17 protein-coding genes are annotated in these 18,679 nt (G+C 67.2%); all 17 read left to right on the forward strand.

Going from position 1 to position 18,679, the window contains the following annotated elements:
- Positions 1–17 precede the first annotated feature (17 nt).
- The 17 genes from SA87_RS05180 (at position 18) to rpe (ending at position 18,656) form a co-directional block, all read left to right on the forward strand.
- Positions 18–4,361, forward strand: a complete 4,344-nt coding sequence (locus SA87_RS05180; RefSeq protein ID WP_156516499.1) for a PolC-type DNA polymerase III — start codon at positions 18–20, stop codon at positions 4,359–4,361.
- Between the two features lie 229 nt (positions 4,362–4,590).
- On the forward strand, positions 4,591–5,079 hold the full coding sequence (rpiB, locus tag SA87_RS05185) for a ribose 5-phosphate isomerase B (RefSeq protein WP_066200112.1): 489 nt from the start codon (positions 4,591–4,593) through the stop codon (positions 5,077–5,079).
- A complete protein-coding gene (locus SA87_RS05190; RefSeq protein ID WP_066200113.1) occupies positions 5,079–5,453 on the forward strand; it encodes an NADH-quinone oxidoreductase subunit A in 375 nt (124 codons plus the stop codon). Before rpiB ends, SA87_RS05190 begins: the two co-directional genes overlap by 1 nt.
- On the forward strand, positions 5,450–6,028 hold the full coding sequence (locus tag SA87_RS05195; protein ID WP_211264165.1) for a NuoB/complex I 20 kDa subunit family protein: 579 nt from the start codon (positions 5,450–5,452) through the stop codon (positions 6,026–6,028). Before SA87_RS05190 ends, SA87_RS05195 begins: the two co-directional genes overlap by 4 nt.
- Positions 5,991–6,500, forward strand: a complete 510-nt coding sequence (locus tag SA87_RS05200) for an NADH-quinone oxidoreductase subunit C (protein ID WP_066200116.1) — start codon at positions 5,991–5,993, stop codon at positions 6,498–6,500. The genes SA87_RS05195 and SA87_RS05200 overlap by 38 nt, the downstream gene beginning before the upstream one ends.
- Complete coding sequence (locus SA87_RS05205) at positions 6,497–7,609, forward strand: NADH-quinone oxidoreductase subunit D (RefSeq protein ID WP_066200121.1); 1,113 nt, start codon at positions 6,497–6,499, stop codon at positions 7,607–7,609. The genes SA87_RS05200 and SA87_RS05205 overlap by 4 nt, the downstream gene beginning before the upstream one ends.
- 49 nt (positions 7,610–7,658) lie before the next feature.
- Complete coding sequence (gene nuoH, locus SA87_RS05210) at positions 7,659–8,612, forward strand: NADH-quinone oxidoreductase subunit NuoH (RefSeq protein WP_066200318.1); 954 nt, start codon at positions 7,659–7,661, stop codon at positions 8,610–8,612.
- Positions 8,613–8,667: 55 nt separating this feature from the next.
- Positions 8,668–9,117 carry an NADH-quinone oxidoreductase subunit NuoI gene (nuoI, locus tag SA87_RS05215; protein WP_066200127.1) on the forward strand — a complete coding sequence of 150 codons (450 nt, stop codon included), beginning with the start codon at positions 8,668–8,670 and terminating at the stop codon, positions 9,115–9,117.
- Positions 9,090–9,623 carry an NADH-quinone oxidoreductase subunit J gene (locus tag SA87_RS05220; protein WP_066200130.1) on the forward strand — a complete coding sequence of 178 codons (534 nt, stop codon included), beginning with the start codon at positions 9,090–9,092 and terminating at the stop codon, positions 9,621–9,623. Before nuoI ends, SA87_RS05220 begins: the two co-directional genes overlap by 28 nt.
- Entirely contained in the window at positions 9,620–9,961 is a 342-nt protein-coding gene (gene nuoK, locus SA87_RS05225; RefSeq protein WP_066200133.1) for an NADH-quinone oxidoreductase subunit NuoK, read from the forward strand. The genes SA87_RS05220 and nuoK overlap by 4 nt, the downstream gene beginning before the upstream one ends.
- A gap of 161 nt (positions 9,962–10,122) precedes the next feature.
- Positions 10,123–11,997: an NADH-quinone oxidoreductase subunit 5 family protein gene (locus tag SA87_RS05230; RefSeq protein WP_066442273.1), complete on the forward strand. Its 1,875-nt coding sequence runs from the start codon at positions 10,123–10,125 to the stop codon at positions 11,995–11,997.
- A 91-nt stretch (positions 11,998–12,088) separates the two neighbouring features.
- A complete protein-coding gene (locus SA87_RS05235) occupies positions 12,089–13,543 on the forward strand; it encodes an NADH-quinone oxidoreductase subunit N (protein ID WP_066200138.1) in 1,455 nt (484 codons plus the stop codon).
- A gap of 284 nt (positions 13,544–13,827) precedes the next feature.
- Positions 13,828–14,691, forward strand: a complete 864-nt coding sequence (fba, locus tag SA87_RS05240) for a class II fructose-1,6-bisphosphate aldolase (protein WP_066200141.1) — start codon at positions 13,828–13,830, stop codon at positions 14,689–14,691.
- Positions 14,692–14,855: 164 nt separating this feature from the next.
- Entirely contained in the window at positions 14,856–15,809 is a 954-nt protein-coding gene (locus tag SA87_RS05245) for a phosphoribulokinase (RefSeq protein WP_066200147.1), read from the forward strand.
- A gap of 59 nt (positions 15,810–15,868) precedes the next feature.
- Positions 15,869–16,924 carry a type I glyceraldehyde-3-phosphate dehydrogenase gene (gap, locus tag SA87_RS05250; protein WP_066200151.1) on the forward strand — a complete coding sequence of 352 codons (1,056 nt, stop codon included), beginning with the start codon at positions 15,869–15,871 and terminating at the stop codon, positions 16,922–16,924.
- Positions 16,921–17,940 (forward strand): class II fructose-bisphosphatase, encoded by a 1,020-nt coding sequence (glpX, locus tag SA87_RS05255; protein ID WP_066200153.1) that lies wholly within the window; start codon positions 16,921–16,923, stop codon positions 17,938–17,940. Before gap ends, glpX begins: the two co-directional genes overlap by 4 nt.
- Positions 17,937–18,656 (forward strand): ribulose-phosphate 3-epimerase, encoded by a 720-nt coding sequence (gene rpe / locus SA87_RS05260; protein WP_066200156.1) that lies wholly within the window; start codon positions 17,937–17,939, stop codon positions 18,654–18,656. The genes glpX and rpe overlap by 4 nt, the downstream gene beginning before the upstream one ends.
- Positions 18,657–18,679 lie beyond the last annotated feature (23 nt).

The following is an 18,679-nucleotide window of genomic DNA, read 5'->3' on the forward strand; positions in this document are numbered from 1 at the left end:
AGCACGAGAAACGGGAGGTGAAGGGCGTGATCGACCCCGCCTTGGGCGGACTGATGGCGCGCGTGCCGCCGGAGGACAAGCTGTCCGAGGCGCTCCAGGCCGCCCGGCTCGAGCGGCTGGTCGTCTACCCCGACGCCCGGCGGTGGATCATCCGGATCGCCGCGCCGGCCCTGCTCCCGGCCGCGCCCCTCATCGCCTGGGAAGCGGCGCTCGGGGCCGCCTTCCGGGACGTGGCGGACGTCGAGCTTTGGGTGCGCATCGAGCCGCCGCCGCCCTTTCCGGCCGTCGCCCGGGGGTACGGGGACGCCCTCCTCGGCTACCTTGCGGCGCGGCACCCGCTCCTCGCCGCCGCCATCGTCGACGTCGCCTTCGAGGCGACCGACGACGGGCGGGCCGTGCTGTACGTCGAGCCGGCGGCGGTTCCGGCCTTCCAAAACGGCGCCTTAAAGACCCTCCGGCGCTTTTTCGCCCAATACGTTGGCCGGACGCCGGAAGTCGCCGTCCTGCCGGCGCCGGACGATGCCGTCCGGGCCGCCGCCCGGCGGGAGCGCCTGGCCGCCGCCGAAGAGGCCGCGCTTGCCTCCGTCGTAGAGCGGGCGTCTCCGTCCGACGGCGAAGGCCGGCCCCCCGCCGGCCCACGGCAGAACGGAAACGGCGCCGCCGAAGCGGCCGCCGAAGGGACGGAGGCGGCGGAGACGGTTCTCTTCGGCCGGCCGATCGCCGCCCGGCCGGTCGCCCTCCGAAGCGTCGCCGAAGGGGAGGACGTCGCCGTCGAAGGCGTCGTCTTTGCCCGGGAAGAACGGCCGACTCGGACGGGGGCCGTCCTCCTCCTCAAGATCGCCGACGGCGAGAGCGCCTTGGCGGTGAAGCTCTTTCTTCGGAAAGGCGACGACGCCGTCCGGGCGGCGGCGCTTCAGGAAGGCGTCCGGGCCCGCTTCCGCGGCCGCGTCGCCTTCGATCCGTACGAGCGCGATCTCGTCCTCACGGCGGACGATGTCGTTCGGCTTCCCGACCGGCGGCGGGAAGATCGGGCGCCGAAAAAGCGCGTCGAGCTTCACCTCCACACGGCGATGAGCACCATGGACGCGCCGCTTCCGGTGGCGGCGGCCGTCCGACGGGCGGCGGAATACGGCCACGCCGCCGTGGCGATCACCGATCACGGCGTCGTGCAGGCCTATCCGGAGGCGTACGCGGCCGGGGAACAATACGGCGTCAAGATCCTCTACGGCCTCGAAGCGTACCTTGTCGACGACGAGACGGAGATCGTCTTCGACCCGGACCCAAAGCGGCGCCTTGCGGACGACGCGTACGTCGTCTTCGACGTGGAGACGACGGGGCTGTCCAGCGAGCGGGATACGATCATCGAGATCGGCGCCGTGAAGATTGAAGGCGGCCGGGAGGTCGGGGCGTTCCACACCTTTGTCGATCCCGGCCGACCGCTTCCGGCGAAGATCGTCGAGCTCACCGGCATCACCGACGCCATGCTCCGGGGGGCGCCGACGCCGGAGGAGGCGCTGGCGCGGTTTCGCGCCTTCATCGACGGGGCGACCCTCGTCGCCCACAACGCCCGCTTCGACCTCGGCTTTTTGCGGGCCGGCCTGAAGCGGGCGGGACTTCCTCCGTTTTCCGGGCCGGCGATCGACACCCTGGGGCTGGCGCGGCTCCTTTTGCCGGATTTGAAAAACCACCGCCTCGACACCCTCGCCGAGCACTTCGGCGTCGCCCTCGAGCGGCACCACCGGGCCGTCGACGACGCCCGAGCGACGGCGGAGATCTTCCTCAAGCTCCTCCAGGAGCTTGCCGGCCGCGGCATCACCACCCAGGGCGCGCTGGCGGCGGAAAAAGACCCGGAGGCGTACGCCAAGGTCCGGCCGAAGCACGCCACCCTCTGGGCGACGAGCGAAGCGGGCCTTCAGAACCTCTACCGGCTGGTGACGAAGTCCCACCTCGAGACGTTTCACCGCGTCCCCCGGATCACCAAGCGGGACCTCGAAGCGCACCGGGAGGGCCTCCTCGTCGGGAGCGGCTGCGACGAAGGAGAACTGTTCGACGCGGCGATGAACGAGGACTTCGACAGCCTCCTCCGCCGGATGAGCTTCTACGACGTCGTCGAGGTCATGCCGCCGGACTTCTACCTCGCCCGGATGGACCTTTCCGAAGCCGAGGCGCTTCCCATCATCCGCCAGACGATCGAGCGCCTCATCGCCGCCGCCGAGGTCGCCGGAAAGCCGGTCGTCGCCACCGGCAACGTCCATCACCTCGACCCGGAAGACGTCGTCTTCCGGCGCATCCTCCTCGCCAACCAGAACGGCCCCCGGACCCGGGACCCGAATCGCATCCGGCCGCAGCCGTACCGGACGACGGAAGAGATGCTCGAGGCGTTCGCCTTCCTCGGCCGGGAGAAGGCGGAGGAGATCGTCATCCACCAACCGACCGCCATCGCCGAAGCCATTCCGTCGATGAAGCCCTTTCCCGACGGCCTCTTTACGCCGGTGATCGACGGCGCCGAAGACGAAATCCGCCGCCTCGCCACCGAGCGGGCGCGGGCCGTCTACGGCGATCCGCTTCCGGCGATCGTCGCCGAGCGGCTCGAGCGGGAGCTTCGGAGCATCATCGACGGCGGCTTCGCCGTCGTCTACCTCATCGCGCAAAAGCTCGTGAAAAAATCCCTCGAAGACGGGTACCTCGTCGGCTCCCGCGGCTCCGTCGGCTCGTCCCTCGTCGCGACGATGCTCGGCATCACCGAGGTCAATCCTCTCCCGCCCCATTACGTCTGCCCGAGCTGCCACTACAGCGCCTTCGTCGAAGACGGATCGGTCAAAGACGGCTACGACCTGCCGGAGCAGGCGTGCCCCGTCTGCGGGACGCCGCTTCACCGGGACGGCCACGACATCCCCTTTGAAACGTTTATGGGCTTCAAAGGCGACAAGGTGCCGGACATCGACCTCAACTTTTCCGGCGAATACCAGGCGGAGGCCCACCGGCACGCGGAGGCGATCCTCGGCCGGACGAACGTCTTTCGCGCCGGCACGATCTCGACGGTGGCGGAAAAGACCGCCTACGGTTTCGTCCGAAAATACCTGGAAGAGCGGGGCGAAACCCGCCGCAAGGCGGAGATCGACTGGCTCGCCCGGGGGACGGCCGGCGTCAAGCGGACGACGGGGCAGCACCCCGGCGGGCTCATCGTCGTGCCCCGGGGAGAAGACGTCCACCGCTTTACGCCGCTTCAGCGGCCGGCGGACGACCCGGCGTCGGAGACGATCACGACCCACTTCGACTACCACGCCCTCTCGGACCGGCTTTTGAAGCTCGACCTTCTCGGCCACGACGACCCGACGGTCCTCCGCATGCTCTACGACCTGACCGGGATCGACCCGCGGACGGTGCCGCCGACCGATCCGACGGTGATGGCGCTTTTCAGCGGCACCGAGCCCCTCGGGCCGGACGTCGGCCTCGAGGCGATCGACGTCCGGGTCGGCACCCTCGGGCTTCCGGAGTTCGGCACCCGCTTCGTCCGGGGGATGCTCGAAGAAACGCGGCCGACGACGTTTGCCGAGCTCGTTCAGATCTCGGGCCTCTCCCACGGCACCGACGTCTGGGTCGGGAACGCCCAGGAGCTCATCCGAAGCGGCGTCGCCGAGCTCAAGGACGTCATCGGCTGCCGCGACGACATCATGCTCTACCTCATCGGGAAGGGGCTCGAGCCGCAGCAGGCGTTTCGCGTCATGGAAAGCGTCCGGAAAGGGAAGGGCGTCCCGCCGGACGACCAGGAGGCGATGCGGGCCCACGGCGTGCCGGCGTGGTACATCGACTCGTGCCAGAAGATCAAGTACATGTTCCCGAAGGCGCACGCCGTCGCCTACGTCCTCATGGCCGTCCGGATCGCCTACTTCAAGGTCTACCACCCGCTCGCCTTTTACGCGACGTATTTTTCCATCCGGGCCGACGAATTCGACCTCGCCCTCGTCCTTGCCGGGGAGGCGGCCGTCCGGGAGAAGATCGCCGAGCTCTTGCAAAAAGGGACGGAAGCGTCGGCGAAGGAGAAAAACCTGCTCACCGTTCTCGAGGTGGCGTACGAAATGCTCCGGCGGGGCTTTCGTTTCCTTCCGCTCGACCTCGAGCGGTCCGACGCGTTTCGCTTTATTCCGGAGGGCGACGGGCTCCTCGTGCCGTTTATCGCCGTCGACGGTCTCGGCGAAGCGGCGGCGGAGAGCATCGTCCGGGCCCGGGAAGACGGGCCGTTTCTCTCCGTCGAAGACTTCCACGCCCGGACGCGGGTGTCGAAGGCGGTCGTCGACGCCCTTCGAGCGCTGGGCGCCTTCGCCCGCCTGCCCGAGACGAACCAGATGACGCTCTTTTAGGGGCATTCCCGGATCGCGCTTTTTGGCACAAACGATTCGGGCCCCCCGATCGCCCGGCCCGGCGGCCGGGCGGTTTTTTTGGCTTCGGCGGCGGATCGCCGGTCGTGAAGGAACGCACAAAGCTTTCAAGCAAGACGAAAAAGTTCAAGATTCTTTAACAAATGATTTGTACAATTCCGCCAAAAAAGCGCTATAATGAGGGACATCACGCCGAAAGGGGGGAAGGCGGATGCGCGTCGCCATCGGCGCCGATCACGGCGGCGTCGAACTCAAAGAGGTCCTCAAAGCGTTCATCGCCGGTGAACTCGGCCATGCGGTCGACGACGTCGGCTGCCTTTCGTGCGGCGCGGGAGCGTCCGTGGACTACCCGGATTTCGCCTTCCCCGTCGCGGATCGAGTCGCTCGCGGGGTGGCGGACCGCGGCATCCTCATCTGCGGCACCGGGATCGGCATGATGATCGCCGCGAACAAAGTGCCGGGCATCCGGGCGGCCCTCGCCCACGACCTGTATTCGGCCCGCATGTCCCGGGCGCACAACGACGCGAACGTCCTCACGCTGGGCGGCCGGATCATCGGCCCGGAGCTCGCCCGGGAGATCGTGCGGGTCTGGCTCGCCACGCCCTTTGAAGGCGGCCGGCACGCCCGCCGACTGGAAAAAATCGCCGGACGGGAGGCCGCCCTCCGGGTCCGTCGGAACGGCGAAGGGGGCGGCACCTGATGCCGGCGGCGGTCGCGTACACGAACAGCCTGATCTTCATCGCCGTCTTCCTCGTCCTGGCGGTGGCGCTCCCGGTCGTCGCCTTCACCATGAGCCGGCTCCTTCGGCCGCACCATTTCTACCGGGAAAAAGGCGAGACGTACGAAAGCGGCACCCAGCCCCTCGGCACGAGCTGGGTCCGCTTCCGGGTGAAGTATTACCTGTTTGCGCTTCTTTTTGTCCTCTTCGACGTGGAGACGCTCTTTCTCTACCCGTGGGCCGTCGTCTACGACCGCCTCGGATGGTTTGCCGTCGCCGAGATGGCCGTCTTCCTCTTCCTGCTCGTTTTCGGTCTCGTCTACGCCTGGCGAAAGGGGGTCCTCGAATGGAAATGACCGTCGGCCTCCGGCCGGAGGCGATCGACCTCGGCCTCGAGGGCGTGGCGGCGGAGGAGGCGGAGCTTTTGAAGCGGAATGTGCTTTTCTCCCGCCTCGAGGAGCTCAAGGCGTGGGCCCGGTCGAACTCCCTCTGGCCGCTCACCTTCGGCCTCGCCTGCTGCGCCATCGAGATGATGGGCACGAGCGGCAGCCACTACGACGCCGACCGCTTCGGCGTCTTCTTCCGGGCGTCGCCCCGGCAGGCGGACGTGATGATCGTCTCCGGCACGGTGACGAAGAAGATGGCGCCGATTTTAAGGCGCCTGTACGACCAGATGGCGGAGCCCCGGTGGGTGATCGCCATGGGGAGCTGCGCCACCGCCGGCGGGCCGTACGTCCGCTCGTACAGCGTCGTCAAGGGCGTCGACCAGATCGTCCCGGTCGACGTCTACATTCCCGGCTGCCCGCCGACGCCGGTCGCCCTCATCTACGGGATCCAGAAGCTGCAGGCGAAAATCCGCACCGAGGCCCGAACGGGAAGGCGGGTGAAGGACGATGAACGCCCGCTCCGTGCCGCCGATTCGGCCGTATGACACGGCGTCCCTCTCCGAACTCGTCGATCGGCTCCAAGACGCCTTCGGCGCGGGCGTTGTCGAAGAGACGACCCTGCCACCGCATCAGCCCGAGCTTCCCGTCCTCACCGTGCCCCGGGAACGGCTCGTCGACGTCGTCCGCTGGCTGAAAGAGGCGCCGGATTACGGGATGGATTTTTTGAACGACCTCCACGCCGTCGACCGAAAGACGCACCTGGAGGTGCTTTACGTGCTTCAGTCCCACCGGACCGGCCGGATGCTCGGCCTGCGGGTGAAGACCGACCGGCCCGGCGGGAGCGTGCCCTCCCTCGTCCCGCTCTACCCGACGGCGGACTGGCACGAGCGGGAAGCGTACGACCTCTTCGGCATCCGCTTCGAGGGGCACCCGAACCTCCGGCGGATTCTCCTCCCCGACGACTGGGTCGGCCATCCGATGCTCAAAGATTACGCGCCCTACGACGAGGGGGGATGACGGTGACGCTCCGGACGGAAGAGATGATCCTGAACGTCGGGCCCCAGCACCCGTCGACCCACGGCGTTTTCCGGGTGATCCTGAAGCTCGACGGCGAGACGATCGTCGAGGCGACGCCGGTCATCGGCTATCTCCACCGGGGGACGGAAAAGCTCGCCGAGGACCTCACCTACACGCAGATCATCCCCTACACCGACCGGATGGACTACCTTTCGGCGATGATCGGCAACTACGCCCTCGTCCACGCCGTCGAGACGCTCATGGGGCTCGAGATCCCCGAGCGGGCGGAGTACCTCCGGGTCATCGCGATGGAACTGAACCGCATCGCCAGCCACCTCGTCTGGTTCGGGACGTATCTGCTCGACATCGGGGCCCTCACGCCGTTTCTCTACGCCTTCCGGGAGCGGGAGAAGATCCTCACCCTCCTGGCGGAGCTCTCCGGCGCCCGAATGACGTACAGCTACATGCGGATCGGCGGCGTAAAGTGGGACGTGCCGGACGACGGCTGGCTCGGCCGGGTGGAGCGCTTCGTCGACGACTTCGAGCGGGCGCTCGAAGACTTCCACGCCCTCGTCACCGGGAACGAGATCGTCCAGGCGCGCCTTCAGGGGGTCGGCCGGTACGACCAGGAGACGGCGATCGCCTACGGTCTCACCGGGGTGAACCTCCGCTCGACGGGGGTGGCGTACGACGTTCGGAAGGCGAAGCCGTATTCGATCTACGACCGGTTCGAGTTTGAGGTGCCGGTTCGGACCGAGGGCGATCTGTGGGCGCGTTATCTGCTCCGGATGGAAGAGATGGAGCAGTCCCGGCGGATCGTCAAGCAGGCGGTGCGGCAGTTTCCGTCCGGCGGCGAGATCATGGCCAGGATGCCGAAGCTCATCCGGCCGCCGGCGGGGGAGGTGTACACGAGCGTCGAGTCGCCCCGGGGGGAGCTCGGCGTCGCCATCGTGAGCGAGGGGAAACCGCAGCCGTACCGGATTCACTTCCGGCGGCCATCGTTTGTGAACCTCCAGCTTCTCCCGAAGCTTCTCGTCGGGCAAAACATCGCCAACATGGTCGCCATCCTCGGCTCCATCGACATCGTCCTCGGGGAGGTCGACGCATAAGGTGCGAGATTGGCTGTATGAGCCGCTCACGCTCGGGCGGTTTGCCGGGATGGCGCTTCTCATCTTCGGGCTCTTGAACGTCGTGCTGTTTCTCGTCACCTATGCGATTTACATCCAGCGGAAGCTCCTCGGCTGGATGCAAAGCCGCGTCGGGCCGAACCGCGTCGGCCCGTACGGCCTTCTGCAGACGATCGCCGACGTGCTGAAACTCCTCACCAAGGAAAGCTTCATTCCGAGCCACGTCGATCGACCGCTCTTTCTTCTCGCACCGATCGTCGCCTTCGCGCCGGCGTTTGTCGTCTTTGCCGTTCTGCCGCTTACGGACCGGATCGCCTTTTCCGACATCGGCGTCGGGCTGCTCTTTTACATCGGCGTCGCGTCGCTTTCGACCCTGGGCATCCTCATGGGCGGCTGGGCGTCGAACAACAAGTGGTCGCTCATCGGTGCGATGCGGGCGGTGGCGATGATGATCGCCTACGAGATCCCGCTGGTTCTGGCCGCCCTCGGCGTCGTCATGCAGGCCGGGAGCCTCAACCTCACGGCGATCGTCGCCTCGCAGGAGACCGTCTGGAACGTCGTGCCGCAGTTCATCGGTTTTCTCGTCTTCCTCATCGCGGCCCTCGCCGAGCTCAACCGGACGCCCTTTGACCTGACGGAAGCCGAATCGGAGCTCATTGCCGGCTATCACGTCGAATACTCCGGTTTTCGCTTCGCGTTTTTCATGCTCGCCGAGTACGTGTACCTCTTCGCGATGGGCGCGCTCATTTCCCTGCTCTACTTCGGCGGTTGGCTCCCGCCCCATCCGGCGCTTTCGTTCATCCCGGGCGGCGTCTGGATGGCGCTGAAGACGCTTTTATTCGCGTACTTCCCGTTCTGGCTGCAGGCGACCTTTCCGCGGGTGCGGGTCGATCAGCTGATGACGTTTGCCTGGAAGGGGCTCATGCCGCTGGCCCTCGTGAACATCGTCCTCACGGCGGCGTTGAAGACGGCCGGCGTCGTCTGAGGGCCGGCGCCTGAAAGCCGGCGTCTTATGGCCGGCGGAGAAAGGAGGAACGGCCGTGGTCGGCACCGGTCTTTTGAAGGGCCTCGGCGTGACGTTTAAAGAGATGTGGAAGCCGAAGGTCACGACGAAATACCCCGACGAGCCGTACGAGCTTCCCAACCGGTTCCGGGGGATTCAGAAACTTTACGTGGATAAATGCATTGTTTGTTATCAGTGTGCTCACATCTGCCCGACCCAGTGCATCACGATCCAGGAAAAGCCGAAGGCCGATCCGAAGCAAAAGAAGAAAGAGCTCGAGGTGTTCGACATTAATTTTGAAATTTGCATTCTCTGTGATTTGTGCACGGAGGTCTGCCCGACGGAAGCGATCGTCATGACGTCGAACGTCGAGCTCGCCGAATACCGCCGCGATGCGCTCCACAAAGACATGCGGTGGCTGGAAGCGAACAACACGAACATCCGGGAGCTGAATCTTCCATGGAAAGCAACGTCGTCGTCTTCCTGACCGTGGCCGCGCTGGCCCTGTTCGGGGGGGTGATGATGCTTTCCCTCAGACGGGTGCTCCACATGGCGCTGGCCGTGGCGCTTTCGTTTTTGAGCGTGGCCGGAGTGTTTTTTCTCCTTGGCGCCGAATTCCTCGGCGTGATGCAGATCATCGTCTACACCGGCGCGGTGACGGTGCTCGCCGTCTTCGGCATCATGCTGACCCGGCACGATGCGGTCGACGTGCAGACGGCCCGGGGGGCGGTGCAGCGGGGGCTGGCGGGGATCGTCGCCGCCGGCGGGTTTTTGTTCCTCTTTTACCTTCTGCTTCGATCGCCCCTTGAACCGGACGGCGCCGGGGGCCCGCCGGTGGTCAGCATCGGGGCGATCGGGGAAGCGCTGTTTTCGCCCGAGTTCATCCTCGCCTTTGAGCTCGTCGGGGTGATGCTGCTCGCGGCCCTCATCGGCGCCGTCACCGTCGCCCGGGAAGAGGCGCCGGAAGCGGACCGGGAGGAGGAAGGCCGGTGATCGTCCATCTTTCTCAGTATGTGCTCCTGGCGGGGCTCCTCTTTTCTCTCGGCCTGTACGCGGCGCTCACCCGCCGGAACGCGGTCATCGTGCTGCTTTCGGTCGAGCTCATGATGGCGGCGGCGCTCGTGGTGCTCGTCGCCTTCGGCCGCTTCGGCTCCCCGGCGTTCGGTTGGCTGACGGCGGATGAGGCGGCCGTGGCCCGGGAACACGCGCTGGCGCTTTTCATCCTCGCCGTCGCAGCGGCGGAGGTGGCGGTCGGCCTCGCCATCCTCATCGCCCTCTATCGCCTGAAGGCGACGGCGAACGTCGATGAACACGAGACGCTCAAGCACTGACCGGCCGCTCCCGACGTTCTCGAACGGCGTGGTCTGGCAGAGCGGGCTCCGGACGGGTTCGGAGCGCGCTCCCGGGGGCGATCGGATGCAGAAAGTGATATGAGAGGCTGAAGCGGGGCCCGTTCGGGATGGCGGAACGGGCTCCAGAAAGGGTGGCGCAGGTGTTCGAATCGGCATACGGAGCAGCGGCGCTCGGGGCAATCTTCGGCGGGCCGGCCGTCGCCTTCGGGTTTCTCCTCGTCGCCGGCCGCCGGCTGGGGGCGCTCGCCGGAGGCGTGGCGACGCTCGGGGCGCTCGTCTCGGCCGCCGGGGCGCTCTGGGCCGCCGGGATGTTCCTGCGGAGCGGCGAAGTTTTGGCGACGCCGGTGTTCCTTTGGCTGGCGCCGGCCGGCGGAGGGATCACCTTCGGCCTTCAGGCCGGCGGCCTCGGCCTCTGGATGGCCGTCCTCGTCGGCCTCGTCGCCTTTTTCGTCCATCTGTATTCGCTCGGCTACATGAAGGGCGATCCCCGGCAGGCCGTCTACTTTCAGCATCTTTCCTTCTTTACGGCGGCGATGCAGGGACTCGTTTTATCCGGCAATTTGCTTCAGTTTTATGTGTTCTGGGAGCTCGTCGGTCTGGCGTCGTTTCTTCTGATCGGCTTTGACGTCCATCGGCCGGCCGCCCGGCGGGCGGCGATGAAGGCGTTTTTGGTGACGCGTTTCGGCGACATCGGCCTGTTCATCGCCCTCTGGATCGTTTACGTCCACGTCGGCAGCTTCCGCTTCGACGACCTGTTTCGGGCCGTCGAAACCGGCGCCCTTTCGCCTCCGCTTTTGACGGCGCTGTCGCTTCTCCTCTTTCTCGGCGCGATGGGGAAGTCGGGTCAGTTTCCGCTCCACGTCTGGCTGCCGGACGCCATGGAAGGGCCGACGCCGGTGAGCGCCCTCATCCACGCCGCGACGATGGTCGCCGCCGGCGTCTATCTCGTCGCGGTCATGGAGCCGGTTTTTTCGGCGTCTCCGGTGGCGCAGGCCGTCGTCGCCGGGGTCGGCGCGTGGACGGCCCTGTACGCCGCGGTCGTCGCCGTCGCCCAGACGGACATGAAGCGGGTGCTCGCCTATTCGACGGTCAGCCAGCTCGGCTTCATGATGCACGCCCTCGGGGTCGGGAGCGTCTACGCGGCGCTGTTTCACCTGTCGACGCACGCCTTTTTTAAGGCGCTCCTTTTCCTCGGCGCCGGGGCGGTGTATCACGCCGCCGGGACGTATGACCTCACCCGGCTGGGCGGGCTCGGCCGGAAGATGCCGTTTACGACGGCCGCTTTTGCCGTCGGGGCGCTGGCCCTCGTCGGCCTGCCGCCGCTTTCGGGCTTTTTCTCCAAAGAGCGCATCCTCGCCGCGTCCTGGACCGCCGGAAGCGGGGGCGCCGGGATCCTGCTCGGGACGACGCTCATCACGGCGCTCTACGTGGGCCGCCTCCTCACGCTGGCCTTCTTCAGCCCGGCGCGGACGCCGACGCCGGCTCCGCTTCCGCCCCTTCCGGCGACGATGGCGATCGCCGTCGCGGCGCTTGCGCTCTTCGCCGCCTTCGCCGGCGGCCTCGAAAGCGAGCGGTTCGGCGCCTTCGCCCGGATGATCGGCGAACCGCCGCCGTCGGAGGCGCCGGCGTTTTTCGCCGCGCTGTCCACCGCCCTCGGCCTGTTCGGGCTCCTCCTCGGGGCCACATGGGTCCGGCGGCGCCTGGCGGCGATCGGACGGACGGAAGCGGCGGCGGACGGCGCGTCGTTCGGCGGGTTTTCCCGGGCGGTTCGGGCGGGCTTCGGCGTCGATGCCCTCATCGTTCGGGGCATCGGCGGCGGCGCCATGGCCGTGGGCCGGGCGCTCGCCGCCGTCGACCGGGGGCTTTTTGAAGGGATCGTTGCCCTGGTCGTTGCCGTCGTCCGCGGCTTGGGCTTTTTCGCCTCCCGTCTGGCCGACGGCCGGGTGCAGCGGTACAACCTGATCGCCGTTCTCATTCTTCTGTTCTTCCTCGTCGTCTGGGCCGTGAGCGGCTGACGGGGAAGGGCGGCGGATTCTGCCGCCGCCTCGCGTCCGTCGCCCCGCGCCGCTTGAAGATGCGGGCGTATGCCGGAGAGGAGACCGTTCGATGTCGGATGCGATGCTCGCCCTGCCGTGGGCCTTACTCGGTCCGGAAGCGATCGTCCTTTTAACCGCCCTCGTCCTCCTTGCGGCGGCGTGGGTGCTCCCGCCCGCCGTCCAGCGCCGGGCGCTCTATCCGGCGGCTTTTGCCGGGCTTTTTGTCGCCGCCGGCGTGACGCTCCTCCTCTTTCCCGCCAAGGGGGATTTGGCCGGCGTCTTCATCGTCGACGGCTTTGCCCTGGTGGTGAAGCTTCTCCTCCTCGCGGGAACGGGCCTCGTCCTCTTCCTTGCCGCCGACGAGCGGGACCCGGCGTGGCGGGACGGAGAGTCCGATGCCCTCGGGCTCATGCTCATCGCCCTCGTCGGGGCGATGGTGATGGCCTCGGCGGCGGATGTGGCGCTCCTTTTCGTCGCCGTCGAGACGCTGTCGATTGCCTCGTACGCCCTCGTCGGACTCAAAAAGCGCTCTGTCGCCTCGCTGGAGGCGGCCCTCAAATACGTCCTGACCGGCGCCGCGGCGACGGCCTTCTTTGCCTTCGGCGCCGCTTTCCTCGTCGGCCTCACCGGGGCGACCGATTTTGCCACGCTGGCGGAGCGGCTCGCCGACCCGCGGATGGCGCCGTATCGGCCGTTCGTCTACCTCGGCTTTTTCGCCCTTTTCGGCGCTCTGACGTTTAAGATCTCGAGCCCGCCGTTTTATCTCTGGACGCCGGACGTCTACCAGGGGGCGGCAACGGCGGTCACCGGCTTTCTCGCCGTCGTTTCGAAGGCCGCCGGCCTCGCCGCCGCCGTCCGGCTGACGGCGGGCGTGTTTTACCGCCTGCCGGGGGAAGAGGGCTTTGGCGTCGGGGCGACGGTCGCCCTCGTCGCGGCGCTCAGCATGCTGATCGGCAATGCCGTGGCCCTCTGGCAGTCGGACGCCAAACGACTGCTCGCGTACTCGTCCATCACCCACGCCGGCTATCTCCTCGTCCCCCTGGCGGCGGCGACGCCGATGGCGGTCGAGCAGATTCTCTATTACCTCGTCGCTTACCTCTTCATGACCCTCGGGGCCTTTGCCCTCGTCGAGGCCGTCGCGCGGGACCGGGGAACGTACGACGTGCGGGCATTTGCCGGCCTCTACCACCGGTCGCCGGGGGCGGCGGTGGGGCTTTTCATCCTCATGCTCTCCTTCGCCGGCATCCCGCTCACCGCCGGCTTTTTCGGCAAGTGGTACATTCTCCTCGGCGCCTTAGGCGGCGGCCGTTTGGGCCTCGCCGCGATCTTCATCGTCGCGACCGTCATCTCCTACGCGTATTACTTCAGCCTCGTCTGGCAGGCGTTCATGCGGCCGGGTCCGACGGAGCGGCCGCTTCGGCTCGCCGCCGGACCGGCGATCGTCTTCTACGTCGGCGTGTTCGGAACGCTGGCCGGCGCCCTCTTCTTCGGTCCGCTCCTCGGCGCGATGCGGCTCGCGTTTTAGCGGCCCGGCGACGAGGCCGGCACGGGGGCCGGCCCCACGGCGCCCGGCCCCTCCCCTTCGTTTTTCAGTCTCGTCCGCTGGCCGTCGGCCCTCCGTCCATAAGCGGAGGGCTATTCACGTATTGAGAGATGCTAATTTGACACATCGCCGTCCCGTCTGGTATGATCGAGCCAATCCCGGGATTTCGCTAAGCGGAACCTGGTATTCCCCTCTGTGAAACTAAAGAACAGATAGTGAAACAGAGGGAAAGAGAAAAAACAGAGGAGGACAGGAGGGAAACCGCCGTGTATGTGCCGCCGAAAGCGTCATACGCCGAAGTGCTCAAGGACGCGGTGAAAAACGGTTACGCCGTCGGCCAGTTCAACCTGAACGGCCTCGAGTACCTCCAGGCGATCGTCGAGGTGGCGGAAGAAGAGCGCTCGCCGGTCATCCTTGGGGTGAGCGTCAGCTCGACGAAGTACATCGGCCTCGACTACCTCATCGCCCTGGCCAATGCGGCCAAGCTCAAGGCGCGGGTGCCGATCATTCTACACCTCGACCACGGCCCGGATTTCGACTTCGTCATGAAGGCGATCCGCGCCGGGTTCGACTCGGTCATGTACGACGGCTCCGAACATCCGCTGGAAGAGAACATCGCCACGACCCGCCGCGTCGTCGAAGCGGCCCACGCCGCCGGCGTCTCCGTCGAAGGGGAGATCGGCCGGATCGGCGGGACGGAAGACGAGGTGAGCGTCGACGAGCGGGAGGCGATGCTCGCCCGGGTCGATGAGGCCGAGCGTTTCGCCCGGGAGACGGGCATCGACGCCATTGCGCCGGCGCTCGGGACGGCCCACGGCATGTACAAGGGCCGGCCGGAGATCGCCTTCGACCGGCTTGAGGCGATTCACAAGCGGACCGGCCTTCCGGTCGTCCTCCACGGCGGCTCCGGCGTGCCGGAAGAGGACATCCGGCGGGCGATCGCCCTCGGCGTCGGCAAGATCAACGTCAACACCGAAAGCCAGGTCGAATTCAGCCGCGTCGTCCGGAAGACGCTCGAAGAAAAGCCGGACCTGTACGACTCCCGCAAATACCTCGGCCCCGCCCGAGAGGCGATCAAGGAGATCATTCGGGCGAAGATTCGCCTGTTCGGTTCAAACAACCGCTTCTGACGCCGAATCGGGCCGCCGGAGGACTTCCGTCGAAAACCGGCGGGGCGCCGCTTCCGCAGAACGGGCGGCGTCGTTCGCTGGCGATCCCAGTTTTGCCGGCGGGGGCCTTCCCATGGCCCGTCCGGCGGCCCCGGCGATCTTCCGCCGAAAGGAGTGACGCGCACATGACGGCCAGGCGAAAGGTGACCGTCATCGGCATCGCCGGCGACAGCGGCGCCGGCAAGTCGACCTTCGTCGCCGAGCTTCGGGCGCTCATCGGCGAGGAGCGCGTGACGACGATCAGCATCGACGACTATCACTCCCTCGACCGCTTCGAGCGAAGCCGGATCGGCGTGACGGCGCTCCATCCGTGGAAGGCGAATAACCTCGGCCTCCTCATCGAGCACGTCTGGCAGCTCAAGGCCGGCCGGGCGATCGAAAAACCGATCTACGACCACAGCGACGGCCGCATCAAAGGGCCGGAGATCGTCGTCCCGCGAGACATCGTCCTCCTCGAGGGGCTTCACATCCTCTACCTCGAAAAGCTCCGGGAGGCGCTGGATCTCAAGATCTACTTCGACACCGACATCCGGCTCCGGGTTCGCTGGAAGGTTCGGCGGGACGCGTCGACCCGGGGGTACACGGAGGCGGAGGTGCTCGAAGAGATCGAGCGGCGAAAGCCCGACGTCCAGAATTACATCGAGCCGCAGAAGGCGTATGCCGACCTGGTCGTCCAGTACATCCCCGACGACGATCGCCCGCCGACGCCGGACGATCCGGAGCCGATCAAGGTGCGCATCGCCGAGCGGCTCAACGGCGACAAACGGCGGCTCGTCAAGTGGCTGTCCCTCGGCGCCCGCTTCGGTCTCATCGAAGCGGTCCACTATCACGACAAGATCGTCGGCGAAGAAATGGAGATCGCCGACATCGGCGGCCGGACGCCGATGGAATCGATGCTGGCGCTCTTGGAGATGATCAGCGATAACCACCATCTGAAAGAAAAAATGAATGAAACGCATTATACCCCGATTAAAGTCACGCAATATCTAATCGCCAGCATGATCATCGAGCTCGCCTACGGCCGCGACCTGCAATTGTATCCGTCCGCCGGCGCGCCGAAAACGGCTCAGGCGAACTGAGGCGGAGCTTCGACGGCGGGATGTCGAACGGATCAAAAGGTGAAGATAGGAGGGAGAGTATGGGAGCAAAAGTCGGCATCAGCGGCATGGGCCGCATCGGGCGGCTCACGCTTCGGGCGGCGTGGGGCGATCCGGCCATCGACATCGTCGCCGTCAACGCCACGACCGACGCCCGGACGCTCGCCCATCTCCTCAAGTACGACTCGGTTCAGGGGCGCTGGGGGGCCGAAATCGATGTCGACGGCGACGACCTCGTCATCGACGGCCGGCGGGTCCGGGTCGTCTCCGACCGCGACCCGGCTCGGCTCCCGTGGGGCGACCTCGGCGTCGACGTCGTCCTCGAGGCGACCGGCAAGTTCACCACCCGGGAGGCGGCGGCGGCGCATCTGACCGCCGGGGCGAAAAAGGTCATCATCACGACCGCCGCCAAGTCCGACGACCTCATGATCGTCTACGGCGTCAACCACGAGCAGTACGACCCGGCCCGCCACCACATCATCTCCAGCTCGTCGTGCACGACGAACTGCCTTGCGCCGATCGTCGCCGTCCTCCACGAGCGGTTCGGCATCGTCGAAGGGGCGATGACGACCGTCCACAGCTTCACGAATGACCAGCGGAGCCTCGACAACCCCCACAAAGACCTCCGGCGGGCGCGGGCGGCGAGCCAGTCGATCGTCCCGACGACGACCGGCGCCGCCCGGGCGATCGGGAAGATCTTCCCCGAGCTTCAGGGGCGTCTGAACGGCCTTGCGATCCGCGTCCCGACGCCGACCGTCTCCCTCGTCGACCTCGTCGTCACCGTCGAGCGGCCGGCGACGGTCGAGGCGCTGAACGCGGCCTTCGCCGAAGCCGCCGCGGGGCGCCTCCGGGGCATCCTCGACCTATCGGAAGAGCCGCTGGTCTCCGCCGACTACATCGGCAACCCCCACTCCTGTGTCATCGACGCCCTCTCGACGATGGTCATCGGCGAGCGAACGGTGAAAGTCCTCGGATGGTACGACAACGAGATGGGCTTTGCCCACCGGATGGCGGATCTCCTCCGCTACGTCGGCGCCCGGCTCGACGCCGTCCAAGATTTTGCCTCCGCCGGCGCCGGGGAGGCGCATCACGGATGAGCGCGGAGATCGGGGCAAAGTCGGCCGGCCTGCGGCTCCTTACGCTTGAGATGGCCCGCGTCACCGAGGCGGCGGCCCTCTCCGCCGCCCGGTGGATGGGCCGGGGCGACAAATGGCAGGCGGACGACGCGGCGACGCAGGCGATGCGGACCGTCCTCGGCCAGATCGCCATCGACGGGACGGTCGTCATCGGAGAGGGGGAGCTGGACGAGGCGCCGATGCTCTACATCGGCGAGCGGGTCGGGACCGGCGACGGGCCGGCGGTCGACATCGCCGTCGACCCCCTGGAAGGGACGAACCTGCTGGCCACCGGCGCTCCCGGTTCCATCGCCGTCTTGGCGGTCGCGCCCAGGGGGGCGCTCCTCGGGGCGCCGGACATGTACATGGAAAAGATCGCCGTCGGGCCGAAGGCCCGCGGCCGCATCTCCCTCGATCGGCCGGTCGAAGAGAACATCCGGGCCGTCGCCGACGCCCTCGGCAAGCGGGTCGAAGACGTGGTCGTCGTCCTCCTCGACCGACCGCGGAATCAGTACATCCTCGACGCGATCCGGGCCGTCGGCGCTCGGGCCCGACTCATCTCCGACGGCGACATCAGCCCGGCCCTCGCCACGTGCTTTGAAGAGACCGGCATCGACATGATGATGGGCATCGGCGGAGCGCCGGAAGGCGTCGTTACGGCGGTGGCGATGAAAAGCCTCGGCGGTGACTTTCAGGGGCGCCTCGTGCCGCAAAACGATGAAGAGATCGCCCGCCTGAAGGCGATGGGGGTGAACGAGCCGACGCGCCTCTTTACGCTGGACGACCTCGTGAAAAGCGACGACGCGGTCTTCTCCGCCACCGGCGTCACCGACGGCCCGCTTCTGCCGGGGGTGCGATTTTTGCCCGGGGGTGTCGCCCACACCGTCACCCTCGTCGCCCGGGCCAAGACCCGGACCGTCCGCTTCATCCACGGGCGGCACCACCTGGCGACGAAGCCGGAGGCGGTCCGGCGGTTGACCGGGGAGGGAAGCGGATGAGCGGACGCTCCTTCGGCGGGGAGGCGGTCCGGATCGCGCCGTCGATCCTGTCGGCAGACTTCGGCCGCCTGGCCGACGAGATCCGGGACGTCGAGGCCGGCGGCGCGGACCTCATCCACATCGACGTGATGGACGGCCGATTTGTGCCGAACATCACCATCGGCCTCCCGGTCGTCCGGGCGATCCGGCCGGTGACGCGCCTCCCCCTCGACGTCCACCTCATGATCGTCGAGCCGGAGCGCTATCTCGTCGAGTTCGTCGCCGCCGGAGCGGACATCGTCTCGTTTCACCTCGAGGCGACGCCCCACGCCCACCGGGCGCTGCAGATGATTCGCGCCGCCGGCGCCCGGGCGGCGGTGGCGATCACGCCCCAGACGCCGGCGGAAGCCGTCCGGCACCTCATTCCCGACCTGGACATGGTCCTCGTCATGACGGTGAACCCCGGCTTCGGCGGCCAGGCGTTCATCCCCCAGATGGTGGACAAAGTCCGAACGCTCCGGGCGATGCTCGATGCGGCCGGCCGGTCGGACGTGGCGATCGAGGTAGACGGCGGTATCGACGTCGAGACGGTGCCGGCGATCGTCGCCGCCGGCGCTCGGGTGCTCGTCGCCGGGACGGCGGTCTTCGGCGCTCGGGACCGGCGGGCTGCGATCGGCACCCTCCGATCGGCCGGGGAGGAGGCGATGAAGGCCGCCGGGGGAGCGACGGAACGATGAGGAAAGCGGAACGATGCGGGAAG

It is taken from the genome of Hydrogenibacillus schlegelii, assembly GCF_001653195.1.
Taxonomy (GTDB): domain Bacteria; phylum Bacillota; class Bacilli; order Thermicanales; family DSM-22653; genus Hydrogenibacillus; species Hydrogenibacillus schlegelii.